Source organism: Nocardia sp. NPDC004415, from assembly GCF_053602435.1.
The window spans coordinates 116592-131765 of record NZ_JBSGDP010000009.1 but is presented as its reverse complement, the minus strand read 5'-3'; the positions used below and the strand labels follow the sequence as shown (position 1 = coordinate 131765).

16 protein-coding genes are annotated in these 15174 nt (G+C 69.0%); 8 read left to right on the top strand and 8 right to left on the bottom strand.

Features of this window, described 5'->3' with window-relative positions:
- Positions 1 to 288 (top strand): transposase (locus tag ACWEMY_RS07080; protein ID WP_452389239.1); only part of this gene is annotated, 288 nt, incomplete at its 5' end.
- A gap of 30 nt (positions 289 to 318) precedes the next feature.
- The gene (locus ACWEMY_RS07075; protein WP_452389238.1) at positions 319 to 516 is read left to right on the top strand and encodes a hypothetical protein; all 198 of its coding nucleotides are present in this window, start codon (positions 319 to 321) and stop codon (positions 514 to 516) included.
- 110 nt (positions 517 to 626) lie between these two features.
- On the opposite strand, the gene ACWEMY_RS07070 is transcribed toward ACWEMY_RS07075, so the two are convergent.
- Together ACWEMY_RS07070 and ACWEMY_RS07065 are read right to left on the bottom strand one after the other, a co-directional pair.
- The gene (locus ACWEMY_RS07070; protein WP_452389237.1) at positions 627 to 779 is read right to left on the bottom strand and encodes a hypothetical protein; all 153 of its coding nucleotides are present in this window, start codon (positions 777 to 779) and stop codon (positions 627 to 629) included.
- Complete coding sequence (locus ACWEMY_RS07065) at positions 776 to 1054, bottom strand: hypothetical protein (RefSeq protein ID WP_452389236.1); 279 nt, start codon at positions 1052 to 1054, stop codon at positions 776 to 778. Before ACWEMY_RS07065 ends, ACWEMY_RS07070 begins: the two co-directional genes overlap by 4 nt.
- 340 nt (positions 1055 to 1394) lie before the next feature.
- Between ACWEMY_RS07065 and ACWEMY_RS07060 the strand changes: the two genes are divergently transcribed.
- Positions 1395 to 1721 carry a hypothetical protein gene (locus ACWEMY_RS07060; RefSeq protein WP_452389235.1) on the top strand — a complete coding sequence of 109 codons (327 nt, stop codon included), beginning with the start codon at positions 1395 to 1397 and terminating at the stop codon, positions 1719 to 1721.
- Positions 1722 to 1893: 172 nt separating this feature from the next.
- Positions 1894 to 2148 (top strand): WhiB family transcriptional regulator, encoded by a 255-nt coding sequence (locus tag ACWEMY_RS07055; protein WP_375935377.1) that lies wholly within the window; start codon positions 1894 to 1896, stop codon positions 2146 to 2148.
- A 63-nt stretch (positions 2149 to 2211) separates the two neighbouring features.
- On the opposite strand, the gene ACWEMY_RS07050 is transcribed toward ACWEMY_RS07055, so the two are convergent.
- On the bottom strand, positions 2212 to 2793 hold the full coding sequence (locus tag ACWEMY_RS07050; protein ID WP_375929591.1) for a helix-turn-helix domain-containing protein: 582 nt from the start codon (positions 2791 to 2793) through the stop codon (positions 2212 to 2214).
- Between the two features lie 194 nt (positions 2794 to 2987).
- Between ACWEMY_RS07050 and ACWEMY_RS07045 the strand changes: the two genes are divergently transcribed.
- Together ACWEMY_RS07045 and ACWEMY_RS07040 are read left to right on the top strand one after the other, a co-directional pair.
- The gene (locus tag ACWEMY_RS07045; protein WP_452389234.1) at positions 2988 to 4091 is read left to right on the top strand and encodes an aryl-sulfate sulfotransferase; all 1104 of its coding nucleotides are present in this window, start codon (positions 2988 to 2990) and stop codon (positions 4089 to 4091) included.
- The gene (locus tag ACWEMY_RS07040; RefSeq protein WP_452389233.1) at positions 4079 to 5389 is read left to right on the top strand and encodes a uracil-xanthine permease family protein; all 1311 of its coding nucleotides are present in this window, start codon (positions 4079 to 4081) and stop codon (positions 5387 to 5389) included. The genes ACWEMY_RS07045 and ACWEMY_RS07040 overlap by 13 nt, the downstream gene beginning before the upstream one ends.
- Here the strand turns inward: ACWEMY_RS07040 and ACWEMY_RS07035 are convergent.
- The 3 genes from ACWEMY_RS07035 to ACWEMY_RS07025 all read right to left on the bottom strand — a co-directional run bounded on the left by ACWEMY_RS07035 (position 5386) and on the right by ACWEMY_RS07025 (position 9279).
- A complete protein-coding gene (locus tag ACWEMY_RS07035; RefSeq protein WP_452389232.1) occupies positions 5386 to 6735 on the bottom strand; it encodes an ABC1 kinase family protein in 1350 nt (449 codons plus the stop codon). The genes ACWEMY_RS07040 and ACWEMY_RS07035 overlap by 4 nt on opposite strands.
- A 44-nt stretch (positions 6736 to 6779) precedes the next feature.
- Positions 6780 to 7655, bottom strand: a complete 876-nt coding sequence (locus ACWEMY_RS07030) for a TOMM precursor leader peptide-binding protein (protein ID WP_452389231.1) — start codon at positions 7653 to 7655, stop codon at positions 6780 to 6782.
- Positions 7656 to 7866: 211 nt separating this feature from the next.
- Positions 7867 to 9279: a zinc-dependent metalloprotease gene (locus tag ACWEMY_RS07025; RefSeq protein ID WP_452389230.1), complete on the bottom strand. Its 1413-nt coding sequence runs from the start codon at positions 9277 to 9279 to the stop codon at positions 7867 to 7869.
- A gap of 127 nt (positions 9280 to 9406) precedes the next feature.
- On the opposite strand from ACWEMY_RS07025, the gene ACWEMY_RS07020 reads away from it, so the two are divergent.
- The gene (locus ACWEMY_RS07020) at positions 9407 to 10432 is read left to right on the top strand and encodes a YlbL family protein (protein WP_452389229.1); all 1026 of its coding nucleotides are present in this window, start codon (positions 9407 to 9409) and stop codon (positions 10430 to 10432) included.
- Between the two features lie 119 nt (positions 10433 to 10551).
- On the opposite strand, the gene ACWEMY_RS07015 is transcribed toward ACWEMY_RS07020, so the two are convergent.
- Positions 10552 to 11130 (bottom strand): PPA1309 family protein, encoded by a 579-nt coding sequence (locus tag ACWEMY_RS07015; RefSeq protein WP_375929585.1) that lies wholly within the window; start codon positions 11128 to 11130, stop codon positions 10552 to 10554.
- A gap of 156 nt (positions 11131 to 11286) precedes the next feature.
- Here ACWEMY_RS07015 and ACWEMY_RS07010 point away from each other — a divergent pair, with 156 nt between their 5' ends.
- Positions 11287 to 14268, top strand: a complete 2982-nt coding sequence (locus ACWEMY_RS07010) for a UPF0182 family protein (RefSeq protein ID WP_452389228.1) — start codon at positions 11287 to 11289, stop codon at positions 14266 to 14268.
- Between the two features lie 65 nt (positions 14269 to 14333).
- Here the strand turns inward: ACWEMY_RS07010 and ACWEMY_RS07005 are convergent, their stop codons facing one another.
- On the bottom strand, positions 14334 to 14879 hold the full coding sequence (locus ACWEMY_RS07005; RefSeq protein ID WP_452389227.1) for a transglycosylase family protein: 546 nt from the start codon (positions 14877 to 14879) through the stop codon (positions 14334 to 14336).
- Positions 14880 to 15174: the final 295 nt, after the last annotated feature.

Here is a 15174-nt window from a genome sequence, read left to right as displayed (position 1 = left end):
GGGCCACCGCGACGCCGGATCAAGACCCTCATCGGCGACAAGGGCTACGACTACCCCAGCGTGTACGCCGAGCTGCGACAACGCGGGATCACCGGCTACATCCCTCGCCGCGGAACCCGCGACAAGGTCACCGCCGGCCGCTGGATCGTGGAACAGACCATCGCCCTGCTTCACCAGTACCGGCGCCTGGCTGTGCGGTGGGAACGTCGCACCGACATCCACTACGGATTCCTGAATCTTGGTGCGGCACTGATCTGTTGGCGACGACTCAGCAACCGAACCCGATAGGGGCTCTATGCCAGAAACAACGCTGAGGCGGTGCCGCGTGATCGACTCGGGCGCTATGTCATCACTGCCGAGGTGGCGCGAGATATCGCCGCAGGGTTGGGTGTGGTCATCGACGCACCGGGCCTACCCCTCGACGCGCTAGCCGATCCCTCGATGCGCGAGGCGCTGACACGACTGAGGTTCGAGCGCGAGCATCGCCTCATGGCGTTGATCCGCCGGTCACGCTGACCCAGCACGAACGCTGACGTCCTGAGTGCGCGTGCTCGAGGGTCGAGTCGGTGACGCCACGAAAAAGGCCCCAGGAGCGAACCTAGGGCCTCTTCGTCGGAGCTTGTGGGTTACGTGACGAGCACGCTGAACGCCAGTTGCAGGGCTAGCAGGTCGTTCGCTTCGAGCGCGTTGACCAGCTCGAGGGCGAGCGGTTGTCGTGAGGTGCGCCCGACCTCCGGGGTTTGTGTGTATGCCGTGATCAGCGCATCGGTGAGTGTCATCGCGTTTCGACCTTGCCGACGGGGGTCGAGTCCTTGGCGAGGATTGCAAGCTCCTCCGGGGTACGTCGCGGCGTCTCCTTGGTCGCGGAGCGTGCGTCGCGCCATTCGTTGAACTGCTTCTTGAGCTTGGGCACGTCCTTCGTGGTGAACGCATATCGGTTCGTCGCCTCGTCCTTCGGGATCGACGCAGAACGCAGGAACACGCGAAGCGTCTTCGCATCGGTGCCCAGCTTCTCGGCGACGTCCTTGGCGGACAGCGGGGTGGGTGTGGTCATCGGGTCCTCCTGGTGTCGGGGTGCGAGGACCCTAAGAGAGAGCACTGCTCTCGGGCAAAGGTTGCACGTCAAGCTGGACGGTCCCGCGTCGGCCGGATCGAACACATATTCGACGTACGCCCTTTCGTACGCCCTTTCGCTGACGATCGTCGGCGTTCACGTGGGTAGGTTCCGATCCCTGACGTGCACCGGCATCCTTCAGGAGACGTCAACCACAAAACCGCAGGTAGAAAATAGGTTGTTCGGTTCTCGATCATTGCCTATGGTGGAGAACACGCACCGAGAGTGATCTCGGTGCGCGGTAATTATCAGCACACGAGTTCAGGAGGGAGGCAGTCAGATGAACAGCAACACCGCATTGTTCGCGATGGGCAATCGCGCGCTGGTGAACGCGTCCATGGTTTCCGCCTCCCGGGGGGTCCTCGCTCTGCAGGGGACCGGTCTGTCCGGCGTCGATACCAAAGCTGTGCCGATGACTCTCGTGCATCAGCGCACCCCGATTCGTCTCCAGGGCAAGCCCAGCGTGGGTTGGCAGCCGACCGCCGTTCCGGCGTCGGCAGCTTCGGTCGATGAATTCGGGTACGCACCCGAGTTCGCCGGCGCAATCCGCCTCCGTGTCCACCCAGCGACCGTGCTCAGGTCTCGGCAGAAATGCCGAACTAGGTAGGGAAACTCCTCCCAGACCTCCTGGCCACGGATCGCGAGAAGCGAATCCCGTGGCCTTTTTCTTTCGGCTCCCGCCGCAGGCTCCGGGTTCGCACACCGAAACCACGACTGCAAACGAGCTGAAGGAGAACGACGTGTTCACCGCCCAGGACTGGCCGAGCGCCACTACTGACGTGACATGCCGAACCGTGGCGTCCCTGCCCTGCCGCGCCGGAAACCCCGATCTGTGGTTCGCCGAGAGCCCCACCGATCTCGAGCAGGCCAAGACCCTGTGCGCCGCCTGCCCGATCCGTAAGGGCTGCCTGACCGCGGCCATCGACCGCGCCGAGCCGTGGGGTGTGTGGGGCGGTGAGATCTTCGACCAGGGTGTCGTGATCGCCCGCAAGCGCCCCCGTGGCCGTCCGCGCAAGGTCGCGATCCCGGCATGAACCCGGGAAAAGGGTTGTACCGCAAGCGAACCGCTCACCGAGTTCTGGTGGGCGGTTCGTTTGTCATGTGCGGGAGTTGCGTTTGACGGTGCGGCCGTCGGCGACGGCGAGGACCAGCGTGGTGGTGTCCGGGGAGTGCGCCCACCACCGGTGCTTCTCGCCCGCCCGGCAGTAGTAGGTGTCGCCGGGGCCGAGTTCGTGCTCGGTGCCGTCGGCGACGAGGGAGATGCGTCCGCGCACGACGTGGATGATCTCGTCGCCGCGATGTGTGAAATCGCGGTCGCCGCGGTCGGTGCCGCCGGTGAATTCCAGGGCGCGCAGGTCGCGGTCGCCGTGCACGAGCGCGCGCACCGTGCCCGCGCCGGGATCGGACTGCGGGAGCGTGGTGTTCTCGTCCGCGCGGACCAGCGGCGCGGCGGCGGTGTCGTCGGCGGCGGCCAGCAGTGCGGTGGCGGTGGTGGCGAGGGCGTCGGCGATCTGCTGGAGCGAGCGCAGGCTGGTGTTGGTGTGGCCGTTCTCCAGCTGGCTCAGGAAAGACGGGGACAGGCCCGTCTCGGCGGCCAGGCGGGCCAGCGTGTGCCCGGCGGCGCGGCGCCGATCGCGGATGACGGCTCCCAGCTGGGTGTTCCGGATGTGCTCGCCCACCCTGTCGCCTTCCGTGCTCGCTCGTGCTGTAGCAGTGACTGTAATGAATCCGGCGTGGTCGGTGCGGTGGTGCGGCCGGGCTCTCGGCCGCCCGACCTGGGCGTGAGCCGGTTTCGCGCACCGTGATCGGAACCGTTCCGCTGTCGCCCAGCGTACTGAATATTCAGTGGCATCGAATTTTCAGGAGAGGCGGCATGGAACAGAACACCCTCGAGCGGCGCGGCGTCGGGCTCATCGGCAGCGATGTGGCGCTGGCCTCACCCGGCTACACGCTCTACGCGCCCCTGGCCGGGGACGGCCGGGTCGACCTGGTCGATCTCGGCGGCGAGATCGCCCACCGGTGGCAACTGCCGTACCGGCCGGGCAGGCACGCGCGCATCCTGGCCGACGGCAGCCTCGCCTACAACGGCCTCACCCTGGCCCGGCCGCCGCTGTTCGCCATGTGGCGCAAGTACTCCGGCGGGTCGATGGCCCGCTACGACCACACCGGCGCACTCCTCTCGGAGATCCGCGACGACCTGCAGCACCACGACGCGCACCACTACGACGACGGCAGCGTCCTCTACACCGCCGTCGAACCGCTGACCGGCGCGGCCGCGGCCCACGTCCAGGGCGGTGTGCCGGGAACCGAAGCCGACGGGATCGTCTGGTCCGACGTGATCCGCGAGGTGGACCCCGACGGCGCCCTGCGCTGGCAGTGGCGCGCCGTGGAGCACCTCGATCCCGCGGAATTCGGTCTGCAGCCGCACTATTGGCGTGAGCACTGGCCGCTGATCAACAGCGTCCACCCGCTCGGCGAACACACCGTGGTGGCCAGCCTGCGCAGCGTCTCGGCGGTGATCCTGATCGATCGGCGCACCGGCGCGGTCACCACCCTGGCCGACCGGACCGTGCTTGCCCAGCAGCACCACGCCACCCCGCTCGGCGACGGCCGGATCCTGGTGTTCGACAACGGCACCTTCCGCACCGGCGAATCGGTGACCTACAGCCGGATCGTCGAGATCGACACGGCCACCGGCGAGATCGGCTGGACCTACCAGGACTCCCCGCGCGAGGCGTTCTTCACCCCCTTCATGGGTGGCGCGCAGCGGCTGCCCAACGGCAACACCCTCATCACCGAGGCCGCCTTCGGGCGGATCTTCGAGGTGACCCCGGACCGGCGGATCTGCTGGGAGTACGTGGTGCCCTCGTTCACCGAATACCCCGATCCCGACACCGCGCGGGTGTTCCCCGGCGTCTCCAACGCCGTCTTCCGCGCCTACCGCTACACGGCCGAGGAACTGCCGTGGCTGCGGTGAGCGCACCGGCGGTGGCACCCGTCGACGAGATCCCGCCCGCCGGACGGGCTTTCGCCGGTGCCTTGCAGCACCTGGTGGTGATGATCGCGATGCCGCTCACCTCGGTACTGCTGATCAGCCGCAGCCTGCACCTCGACGACGACGCGGCCCGCGCCCTGCTGTGTGGCGCCCTGTTGTTCAGTGGCATCGGTACCCTCCTGCAATCGAGCGGACGCTACGGACTCGGAGCCGGGCTGCCGTTCGTGATGCTGCCCGGTGGCGCGGCGGTGGTGCTGTTCATCCAGATCGCACAGACCTACGATCCGGCCACCGCGACCGGCGCGGTGCTGATCACCGCCGTCGCCGGTATCGCGCTGGTGCCGGTGGCGCGGCGGCTGGTGCGGTTCCTGCCCATGGTCGTGATCGCGAGCATGATCCTGGTGATCGGGGTCAACCTGGTGAAGGTCGGCGCGAACCTGATCACCTCGGCCGATGACCCCACCCCGATCCGCTCGGTCGGCATCGCGGGTGCGACCATCGTCGCGACCGTGCTGGCCCACCGGTTCCTGCCCACCGGCTGGCGCCGGGTCTCGGTGCTGATCGGCATGGCCGTCGGCACCGCGCTGGCCGCGGCCCTCGGGCAGTTCGACCTGCGACCGGGCGACGCCGTGGTGCAGTTGCCCGAGCCGTTCCTGTTCGGCGCACCCCACTTCGATCTGCTCGCCGCCCTGCCGCTGCTGGTGTTCAGCATCGGCTCGATGGCCGAAGCCACCGGTCAGACGGTGCTCAACGCCCAGGTGGTCGGCAAGCGGATCGACACCGCCCCCACCGTCGGTCGCACCATCCGCGGCGACGCGGTGACCTCACTGCTGTCCGGCCTGTTCGGCGGCCCGACCATGGTGACCAGCGGCGAGAACATCGGCCTGATCCGGCTCACCGGGGTCCGCAGCCGCTATGTCACCGCGCTGACCGGCCTGCTGCTGATCCTGGCGGCCTTCCTCGCCCCGATCGGCCGGATCGTGAACTCCCTGCCGGGCCCGGTCGTCGGCGCCACCGCGGCCATCGTCTTCGCCACCATCATCGCCTCGGCGATCGGCCTGTTCCGCCAGGTCGACCTGGACGACGACGCGGCCCTGCTCACCACCACCGCGGCCCTCACCGCCGGGTTGCTGCCGATCCTGGTGCCCGGCCTCTACCGCGGTTTCCCCGACGACCTGCGCCTGCTGCTCGGCAGCGGGGTCACCATGGCCGCCGTGGTCGGCGTGGCGGTGCACCTGCTGTGCGCGCTCGGCCGGAGCCGGGCGCAAGCCGAACGCTAGGACGCGCGCTCGGCGCGGAAACCGGGGACCCAGGTGCGCACCAGGTTCATGAACCCGAGCTCCGCGTCGAGCTGGGCCAGGATGCCCACCGAGCCACCCAGCACCCGGAAGATCATCAGGTACTGCGGCGGGAGCTGTAGCGCGCGTGCGGTTTTCATCTCCGGGCTGGAGAACTCCGAGGCCTTGCCCGCCACCCGCTGCATCCAGCGGCGGGTGAAGTGGAAGGTGTCGGTGCGGATCGGATCGCTGAACGGGCGCAGATACGCCTCGATCTCCTCGTGGGTCACCGTGCGGCCCGGGATCACCCAGCCGTGCTCGTAGAGCAGCTCGGTGAGCGCCTCGTGCTCCTCGTCGACGGCCAGGGCCAGCATCCGGCCGAGGATCTCGGGGAAACCGTCGGGCATCGGCGCGCAGGCGCCGTAGTCGAGTACCGCCAGCCTGCCGTCGGCCAGGATCAGGAAGTTGCCGGGGTGCGGGTCGCTGTGCAGCAGACCGGCCAGCTCCGGGGAGGAGAAGTGGAAGGTGCCCATGAGCTCGGCGATCCGGTTGCGCTGGGCCCGGGTGCCCTCGGGGTCTTCGGCACCGGCCTTGATCAGCGCCGAGACCGGGGTGCCGTCGAGCCACTCGGTGACGATCACCTTCGGCGCGCCCGCCACCACCTTGGGCACCACGATCTGTGGGTGCCCGTCGAAGGCGGCGGCGAAGCGGCGCTGGTTGGCCGCCTCGGTGCGGTAGTCGAGTTCCTCCTCGGTGCGCTCGGTGATCTCGGCCAGCAGCGGCTTCACATCGGCGCCCGGGATCACCGAGGACAGCAGGCCCGTCATCCGCGACAGCGTCTTGAGATCGGCGCGCAGCGCCTCGTCGGCCCCGGGGTACTGCACCTTCACCGCCACCGCCCGGCCGTCGGACCAGACCGCCCGGTGCACCTGACCGATACTGGCCGAGGCCGCCGGGGTGTCGTCGAAGGACTGGAACCGTTCGCGCCACTTGGTGCCCAGCTGCTGGTCGAGCACCCGGTGCACGGTCGCGGCGGGCATCGGCGGTGCGGCGGACTGCAGCTTGGTGAGCGCCTCGCGGTAGTGCTCGCCGAACTCCTCCGGGACTGCGGCCTCCATCACGCTCAGCGCCTGGCCGAACTTCATCGCCCCGCCCTTGAGCTCGCCGAGCACGGTGAACAACTGCTCGGCGGCCTTCTGGTTCAGCGTCGCGTTGATCTCCTGCTTGTCACCGCCCACGAGCTTCTTGCCGAAACCGACGGCGGCTCGTCCGGCGATGCCGAGGGGAATCTTGGCCAACTTGGCATTGCGGCTGGAACTGCGGCGCACGATCTCGGACACGTTACCCATCATGGCCGAACCCCTGCCCTGTGTGCCATGGGAATGCTCACACCTCATGGTTTGGCCTCCGGTTCGCCGCTGCCCAGTGCGCGGCAGCCGCAGTCCGGATGCGGCGGCCACGGGCGCCGATGCACCTGGTGGGTGTCCAGATCCAGTTCCAGGGTCGCGTCGAGGGTGCCGGGCCGCCGCGACGGTGAACACGCGACGATGGCCTCGAGCTCGTTCATGGTCAGCGCCGTGGTGGCGGCGATACCGGCGGGGGAGGCGTGCCCGGTCCGGCCCAGCAGCTGGGCGGCCAGATGCGGCCAGTCGGCATCGAATCCGGTGCGGGTCAGATCGGCGCACCGCAGGCAGCTGGTCTCACCGGGGAGCACCAGTGGCCCGACCACGCCGACACCGTCGCGCACCCGCACCTGCAGGTGCGGGACCCGGCGCAGCACCAGGTCCACCGACAGCCGCGGGTCGGCCATCAACGCGTCGGTGAGCACCACCAGATCGCAGCCCGCCGCCCCGACCGGGGTATCGGACCGGTACTCCCGCGACCGCGTGGGCCGCAACCCCATGCGCCGCAATCCGATCGCCACCGCGTCCGACAGCGGCCCGAGCCCGTGCACGGTGACATTGCGGATCCTGGCCTGCCTGCGTTCGGGTTGCAGCAGCAGCCCGGCGCGTTCGATGGCGGTCAGCAGGTCGAGCGTGCGCGCGGGACTGATCCCGAATTCCCCGGCCCGCCAGATGATCTGCGGCCGGGACTGCATGCCGTCGAGCAGCCGCAGGAACGCGAGCACCGTGCCGGTGTCGAGTTCGGTGGTCTCGAGCAACAGCGCGCGTTCGGGGTCCCAGCCCAGCTGGACGGTGCCCGACGGTCGAACCAGGGTGGTGACGCGGGGGTGGAGCATCGGCCCGCGCAGCGGCGTCGTGGTGGTCATGCCAGAAGTATCGGCACGAGCCCGTCGCGAACCTGGTGCCGAAACCGTAGTTATCCACAGGCTTTCGGCGTGTCGGACACCGGGACGGCAGCTGTGGACAACCCGCGCTGCCGCCGTTCACGCCCGCGAGTCGGCACCCGATCCCGCGCGCGAAGCCGTGTCGCGGCACCGGTTTCCCGAGATTTTTCGTCGGTCCGCTTGCGCGGCCCGCTCAGCGCTGCTCGGTACCCGATTCCGGGTCGTCGCCGGAGGACTTGCCGCGCTCGGCCTCGTCGCGCTCACGCGCCTCGGTCTCGGCCAGCTGGGCCAGCGGATCGTCGAAAGCGCCGGTGCCACCGCCGATCACGGAATCGATGAACCCGGCAGGGGCGTCGAGATCGCTGGAATCGGGCAGCAGATCGGGGTGGGCCCAGACACCGTCGCGGCGGTCGACGCCCGCGTCCACGGTGAGCCTGCGCCACAGCGCCGCGGCCTCGCGGACCTTGCGCGGGCGCAGTTCCAGGCCGACCAGGGTGGCGAAGGTCTGTTCGGCCGGGCCACCGGTCGCGCGGCGGCGGCGCAGCGTCTCCGACAGCGCGTTCGCCCCCGGCAGCCGTTCGCCGACCGCGTCGGTGACCACCACGTCGACCCAGCCCTCGATCAGCGCCAGCAGCGTCTCCAGCCGCTCGAGCGCCTGCTTCTGCTCGGGGGTGGTCTGCGGTTCGAAGGTGCCCTGCGACAGCAGTTCCTCGAGCTTGGACGGATCGCTCAGCGACATCGGGTCGATGCCCTGGGCGGCCTCCTCCAGCGCGGAGAAGTCCATCTTGATCCCGCGGGCGTAGTCCTCGACCGCGCCGAGAACCTGCTGACGCAGCCACGGCACGTGCGCGAAGAGCCGCTGGTGGGCGGCCTCGCGGGCGGCCAGGAACACCATGATCTCGCTCTCGGGCTGCTCGAGGCCCTCGCTGAACGCCGAAATGGCCGTCGGCAGCAGTGCCGCGGTGCCCGCCGGGCCCAGCGGCAGCCCGATATCGGTGGAGGTCAGCACCTCCTTGGCCAGCTGACCCAGCGCCTGCCCGAGCTGCGAGCCGAAGGCGAGTCCGCCCATCTGCCCGAGCATGCCCACCATCGGTCCGGCGAACTGCTTGGCCTCCTCCGGCAGCTGCGCGGTCCACATCCCGGAGATCGACTCCGCGACCGGATCGCACAGGCGCTTCCAGGTGGGCAGAGTCTCCTCGATCCAGTCGTTGGCCGTCCAGGCCACCGTCTTCGTGGCGCCGGCGGGCAGTACGGTGGCGCCGTCGAGCCACAGTTCGGCCAGGTGCGCGGCGTCGGTGACCGCCGTGGTGGTGCCCGACGCGATCGGGGCCACCGAGGCGCCGAGCTGCTGGCGGGCCAGGCGTTTGGCCACGTCGTAGTTGACCGGGCCGGACTGGCCGCCGCCGGGACCCATGCCCTGACCCATGCCGCTGATCATCTGCCCCAGCTGGGTCAGCATCTGACCCAGCTGCGAGGGGTCGAACCCGCCCGCGCCCGCGGCACCGAACCCGAACGGGTCGGATCCGCCGGGGCCGTTGCCCTCGTCGCGACGCTTGCCGGACTCGTCGTCGTCGCGGTTCGAGAAGCCGAAGGGGAGATCGCTCATACCTCTTACGTTACGCGGGACCCCCCGGGCCTCGGTGTTCGCGGATCGCGAAATCGCGCCACACGCGGACGCGGCAAAAGCGTGCCACTGCCGTCGGTCGCCCCGGTCGATCACTACTGTGGGCGGAGTGAATCGCCGGATCCTCACCCTGATCGTCGCCCTGGTTCCCGTCCTCGTCCTCGGCGTGGTCGGCAGTGTGGTCACCGTCCCGTTCGTGGCACTGGGCCCCGGCCCGACCTTCGACACGCTCGGCGAGGTCGACGGCAAACAGGTGGTGGACATCACCGGCGTGCCCGTCGACCCGACCACCGGGCACCTCAACATGACGACGGTGTCGGTGCGCGACGGGCTCAACCTGTTCGAGGCGTTCGGGTTCTGGGCCAGCGGTGAGCACGGCCTGGTGCCGCGCTCGGAGGTCTATCCGCCCGAGGTCACGCGTGAGGAGGTCGACAAGTCCAACCAGCAGCAGTTCAAGAACTCCGAGAGCAATGCCGAGGTCGCCGCGCTGCACTTCCTGAAGATGCCGACCGCCGTGGTGGTGCGCGGGGTCCTCGAGGAGGGCCCGGCCAACGGCGTCCTGGCCGACGGCGACGAGCTGATCAGCATCGACGGCACCCCGGTCACCGACCCCCAGCAGGTGGTCGACCTCGTCGCGGCCAAGCGCCCCGGCGACACCGTCTCGGTGGTCTACCGCCGCGGCGACGGCGAGCACACCGCCGCGATCGTGCTGGCCCCGCTCCCGGATGAGCCGGAAAAGCCCTACATGGGCGTCGGCGTCGGCGAGGGCGGGCGCCCGCCGCTGCAAGTGGAGTTCAATCTCGCCGACATCGGCGGCCCCTCGGCGGGCCTGATGTTCAGCCTGGCGCTGATCGACAAGCTCTCACCCGGTGAACTCAACGGCGGCCGGTTCGTCGCCGGGACCGGCACCATCGACCAGGACGGCAAGGTCGGCCCGATCGGTGGCATCCAGTACAAGATGATCGCCGCGCGCGAGGCGGGCGCGGAGACCTTCCTGGTCCCCGCCGACAACTGCAACGAGGCCCGCCAGCGCGCGCCCGAGGGTCTGCGCCTGGTCAAGGTCGACACGCTCGACAGCGCGGTCACCTCGCTGGCCGACATCAACGCAGGCCGCGAACCGGTCAGCTGCAGTTGACATGGCGGCTGGCGCCGCGGTTCTCGGCGCTTGACTCCGCCTCTTCCCTCCCTGCGGGCACTCCTTCGTCGCACCCTCCGGTCAGTCCAGAGGCGGAGGCGCGCCGAGAACGCCGTTGATCACTCCAACGTGTGGTGCAGGGCCTCGACCAGGCCCGGTGCCAGATTCGGGTAGGTGCGCAGGTCCAGGTCGCCGAAGCCGTCGTCGTCCTCGGGGCGGATCTGCAGCAGGCACAGTGAGGTGCCCTGCCGCAACACGCCCGCGATGAGCCGGGCGTCGCGGCGGCCGGGGTGGGCGTGGGCGGCGGCGCGCCCGGCCGCGTCGGCGGCGTCGTCGTCGGCCAGCAGCGGCACCAGCGCCTCGTCCAGATCGCTCTCGGCGTCCGGCGGCAGCACCACGATCTCCTGCACCAGCACGCAGCCCTCGACCGCGGGCGGCCAGGTGGTGGTGGCCAGGAATTCGTCGAGGGCCATCGAACCGCCGGTGATGTCGTCCGGGAAGGCCTCCTGGGCGATGGGGGTGAGCTCGCTGCCGTCGTCGAGCTGGTCCTGCAGATCGGGTTCGGCCGCGGCCAGGTCGGCGGTCGGCACCAACGCGAACATCTGCGGCGGATTGCCCCAGCCCTCGGCGTCGGTGAACTCGACGACCTCGCGCACGCAGCGGGCGAGGAGAACTTCGGCGTGCTCGTCTTCGGTCACCCGTCCATCCAATCATTTTCGGCCCTGCCACTTGCACGGTGTCCGATTTCCGTAGAGTGGGCGCCAACGGTCCGTCTTCGGGCCATCCGCAACATCGGACTGCGGTGTCTGCGCCGATCACCGGCGTGGATACCGCCGGAGCAGGAGAGTGGCACCGTGGGCATGCGGCCCCCCACCGGCTTACCTTCGTTGTCCCGACGCAGCCGTGTGCTGCTGGTGACGGCAGTCGTCCTGGCGGCGCTGCTGCTGCTCGGGCCCCGGATCGTCGACGCCTACACCAATTGGCTGTGGTTCGGCGAGGTCGGCTATCGCAGTGTGTATCTGGGCGTGTTGCGCACGCGGCTGATCCTGTTCGTCGTCGTGGCGCTGTTCGTCGGACTGGTGGTGTGGGCGGCGTTGCTGCTGGCGTACCGCTCGCGTCCGGTGTTCGTGCCGGTCGCCGGGCCCAACGACCCGATCGCGCGGTACCGCACGACGGTGATGAGCAAGCTGCGGCTGTTCGGCGTCGGCATCCCGGTGCTGCTCGGCCTGCTCTCCGGGTTGGTCGCGCAGTCGAACTGGGCGACGGTGCAGATGTTCCTGCACGGCGGCGACTTCGGCCAGCAGGACCCGCAGTTCCACCTCGACGTGGGCTTCTACGCCTTCGATCTGCCGTTCTACCGGATGGTGCTGAACTGGCTGTTCGTCGCGGTGGTGATCGCCTTCTTCGCCAACCTGGTGACCCATTACGTGTTCGGCGGGCTGCGCCTGGCCGGGCGCGAGGGCACGCTGACCAGGGCCGCGCGCGTGCAGCTGGCGGTGCTGGCCGGCATCTTCGTGCTGCTCAAGGCGGTGGCCTACTGGTTCGACCGCTACGACCTGCTGTCGAGCACCCGTAAGGAGCCGACCTTCGGCGGCCCGTCGTTCACCGACATCAACGCGGTGCTGCCCGCCAAACTGATCCTGCTCTCGATCGCGGTGATCTGCGCGGTCGCGTTCTTCGCCGGCATCGTGCTGCGTGATCTGCGGGTGCCCGCGATGGCGGCGGCGCTGCTGGTGCTGTCATCGATCCTGGTCGGCGCGGTGTGGCCGATGGTGGTCGAGCAGTTCTCGGTGCGCCCCAACGCCGCCGACAAGGAGAGTCCGTACATCGAGCGCAACATCATGGCCACGCGCCAGGCGTACGGGATCACCGACGACAAGGTCGAGTATCAGGACTATCAGGGCGAGTCCAAGAAGAGCCCGCTCGAGGTGCCCGCCGACGCGGCCACCATCGGCAACGCCCGCCTGCTCGACCCGAACATCCTCTCGCCCACCTTCACCCAGCTCCAGCAGCGCAAGAACTTCTACGGCTTCCCCGAGTCGCTCGACATCGACCGCTACACCCTCAACGGGTCGGTGCAGGACTACATCGTGGCCGCGCGCGAGCTGCATCCGGAGGCGCTGTCGGGCAACCAGAAGGACTGGATCAACCAGCACACCGTCTACACCCACGGCAACGGCTTCGTCGCCGCGCCAGCCAACCGGGTGAACAAGCCGCAGTCCGACGCCCAGAGCGCCGCGGGCGGCAGCGATTCGGGCTACCCGCTGTTCATGGTGAGCGACCTGTTCACCAAGAAGGAAGACCAGCAGATCAAGGTCGACCAGCCGCGCATCTACTACGGCGAGCTGATCGCGCAGTCCGATCCCGACTACGCCATCGTGGGCGCGACCGAGGGCCAGGCCCCGCGCGAGTACGACTCCGACCAGGCCTCGTTCACCTACGACGGCAGCGGCGGTGTGTCGGTGGGCAACTGGTTCAACCGGCTGGCCTTCGCGGCCAAGTACGCCGAGCGCAACATCCTGTTCTCCTCGGCCATCGGTGACGAGTCCAAGATCCTGTTCAACCGTGGGCCGCGCGAGCGGGTGCAGAAGGTCGCCCCGTGGCTGACCACCGACGGCAACGCCTACCCGGCGGTCGTCGACAAGCGCATCGTCTGGATCGTCGACGCCTACACCACGCTGGACAAGTACCCCTACGCCCAGCCGACCTCGCTCGACGGCGCGGTCGAGGACAGCATCGACAAGAAGACCGGGCGCGTCATCCCGCGCAAGGAGGTCAGCTACATCCGCAACTCGGTGAAGGCCACCGTCGACGCCTACGACGGCACCGTCACCCTGTACGAGACCGACTCCACCGACCCGGTGCTCAAGGCCTGGCGCGGGGTGTTCCCGGACGCGGTGAAGCCCGAGAGCGAGATCTCGCCCGAGCTGCGCTCGCACTTCCGCTACCCGGAGGACCTGTTCAAGGTCCAGCGCGACATGCTGACCAAGTACCACGTGGACAACCCGCGCGAGTTCTTCACCAACAACGCGTTCTGGTCGGTGCCCAGCGATCCCACGATCGAGGGCGGCACCTTCAACCAGCCGCCGTACTACGTGCTGCTCGGTGACAAGAAGACCAACAAGCCGGTGTTCAACCTGACCTCGGCGATGGTCGGCTACAACCGTCAGTTCCTCTCGGCCTACATCTCGGTGCGCTCCGACCCGGAGGGCTACGGCAAGTTCACGGTGCTACAGCTCCCGGTGGAGACACAGACCCAGGGTCCACAGCAGACCCAGAACTCGATGACCACCGCCGACGCGGTGTCGCGGGAGAAGACGCTGCTGTCGAACTCGAACAAGATCCGCTACGGCAATCTGCTCACCTTGCCGGTGGCCGACGGCGGCATCCTGTACGTGGAGCCGTTCTACAACGAACGCAACACCGGGTCATCGACGTTCCCGCAGCTGTTGCGTGTGCTGGTGAGCTACCGCGACGCGGCGGGCAGCGTGAAGGTCGGGTACGCGGCGACGCTGGCCGAGGCGCTCAACCAGGTGATGCCCGGTGCGGGCGCGCTGGCCACCCCGTTCGGTGGTGACCCGGCGCTGAAACCGAACCCCGGCACCCTGCCGCCGGTCGATCAGGGCACACCCGAGCCCGGGGAGACCACCCCGCCCGCCGGGACGACGACGCCGCCTGCGGGGTCGACCGCCCAGGAGGCGGCGGCCGCGGAGCTCAACCGCAAGATCGACGCGGTCCGCGCGGCCATGCGGTCGGGCAACTTCAGCGATTTCGGTAAGGCGCTCGAGGAACTCGACGCCGCGGTCCAGGCCTACCAGGACGCCGGCGGTCGCTGACCCGTCACACACGAAGGGCCCCGCCAACCGGCGGGGCCCTTCGTGTGCAGGGGGAGAGATGGTTTCTAGCCGCCGATCTGCGCGATCAGCGGGGCACCGGCGTCGAGCAGGTCCTGGTACTGCCCGGCGACACCGTACTGCTCGGCCAGGCCGCGCCCGGCGGTGGTCGCCTGGTCGACGGCGGCCTGCAGCTGGCTGGGGGCCGCGGCGGGCAGTTCGACGGCGGGGGCTTCCTCGACCACGGCGGGCACGTTCTCCGGCTCGGAGACGCCGGCCTGCAGGTACCGGCCGCAGTGCGGCCAGGCGCCGATGCCCTGGCTGGCGAGCACGTTCTCCGCGACGCGGATCTGCTCTTCCTTGCTGGCCGTGTGCGCCGAGCCCTGGCCGCCGTTGGCCGCCCAGGTGCTCTGCGAGAACTGCAGGCCACCGTAGTAGCCGTTACCGGTGTTGATGCCCCAGTTGCCACCGCTCTCGCACTGGGCGACGCCGTCCCAGTTGTGGTTCGCGGCGGAGGCGGTGCCGGTGGCCAGGCTGAACGGAACGGCAACCAGGGCGCCGGTCACGGCGGCGACGCCGAGGGCTCGGGTGCGGAATTTCCGGGTCTCAGTCATGGGGGAGACGCTAACCAAGAAATCCATGACGATCACATCTTGATAACGGGACAATTCTGTGAACGAAACAGACGCCTTTTCAATGTTTGCGCAGGATATCCCCGGGGAATAGTTACATACCGGTCGGCCTGTTACCCCTTCGTTATGTGGTCGAGATCACCGCGAAATCGTGACCCCGGTCACCGAATTCGGCGATACGGACGTCTTGACCGTGTTTGCTGTGTCATACGTCACTCGATGGCCGCGCGGGACGATCGAACGCCCGCCCAAGATCGCCCGCTGATCCAGAAAAACC

Bases quoted from the DNA above. Each gene is read 5' to 3' on its own strand.
- ACWEMY_RS07005 (WP_452389227.1), bottom strand. From the start codon at position 14,879: ATGACTGAGACCCGGAAATTCCGCACCCGAGCCCTCGGCGTCGCCGCC.
- ACWEMY_RS07030 (WP_452389231.1), bottom strand. From the start codon at position 7,655: ATGACCACCACGACGCCGCTGCGCGGGCCGATGCTCCACCCCCGCGTC.
- ACWEMY_RS07060 (WP_452389235.1), top strand. From the start codon at position 1,395: ATGAACAGCAACACCGCATTGTTCGCGATGGGCAATCGCGCGCTGGTG.
- ACWEMY_RS07070 (WP_452389237.1), bottom strand. From the start codon at position 779: ATGACACTCACCGATGCGCTGATCACGGCATACACACAAACCCCGGAG.
- ACWEMY_RS07065 (WP_452389236.1), bottom strand. From the start codon at position 1,054: ATGACCACACCCACCCCGCTGTCCGCCAAGGACGTCGCCGAGAAGCTG.
- ACWEMY_RS07025 (WP_452389230.1), bottom strand. From the start codon at position 9,279: ATGAGCGATCTCCCCTTCGGCTTCTCGAACCGCGACGACGACGAGTCC.
- ACWEMY_RS07035 (WP_452389232.1), bottom strand. From the start codon at position 6,735: ATGGGTAACGTGTCCGAGATCGTGCGCCGCAGTTCCAGCCGCAATGCC.
- ACWEMY_RS07045 (WP_452389234.1), top strand. From the start codon at position 2,988: ATGGAACAGAACACCCTCGAGCGGCGCGGCGTCGGGCTCATCGGCAGC.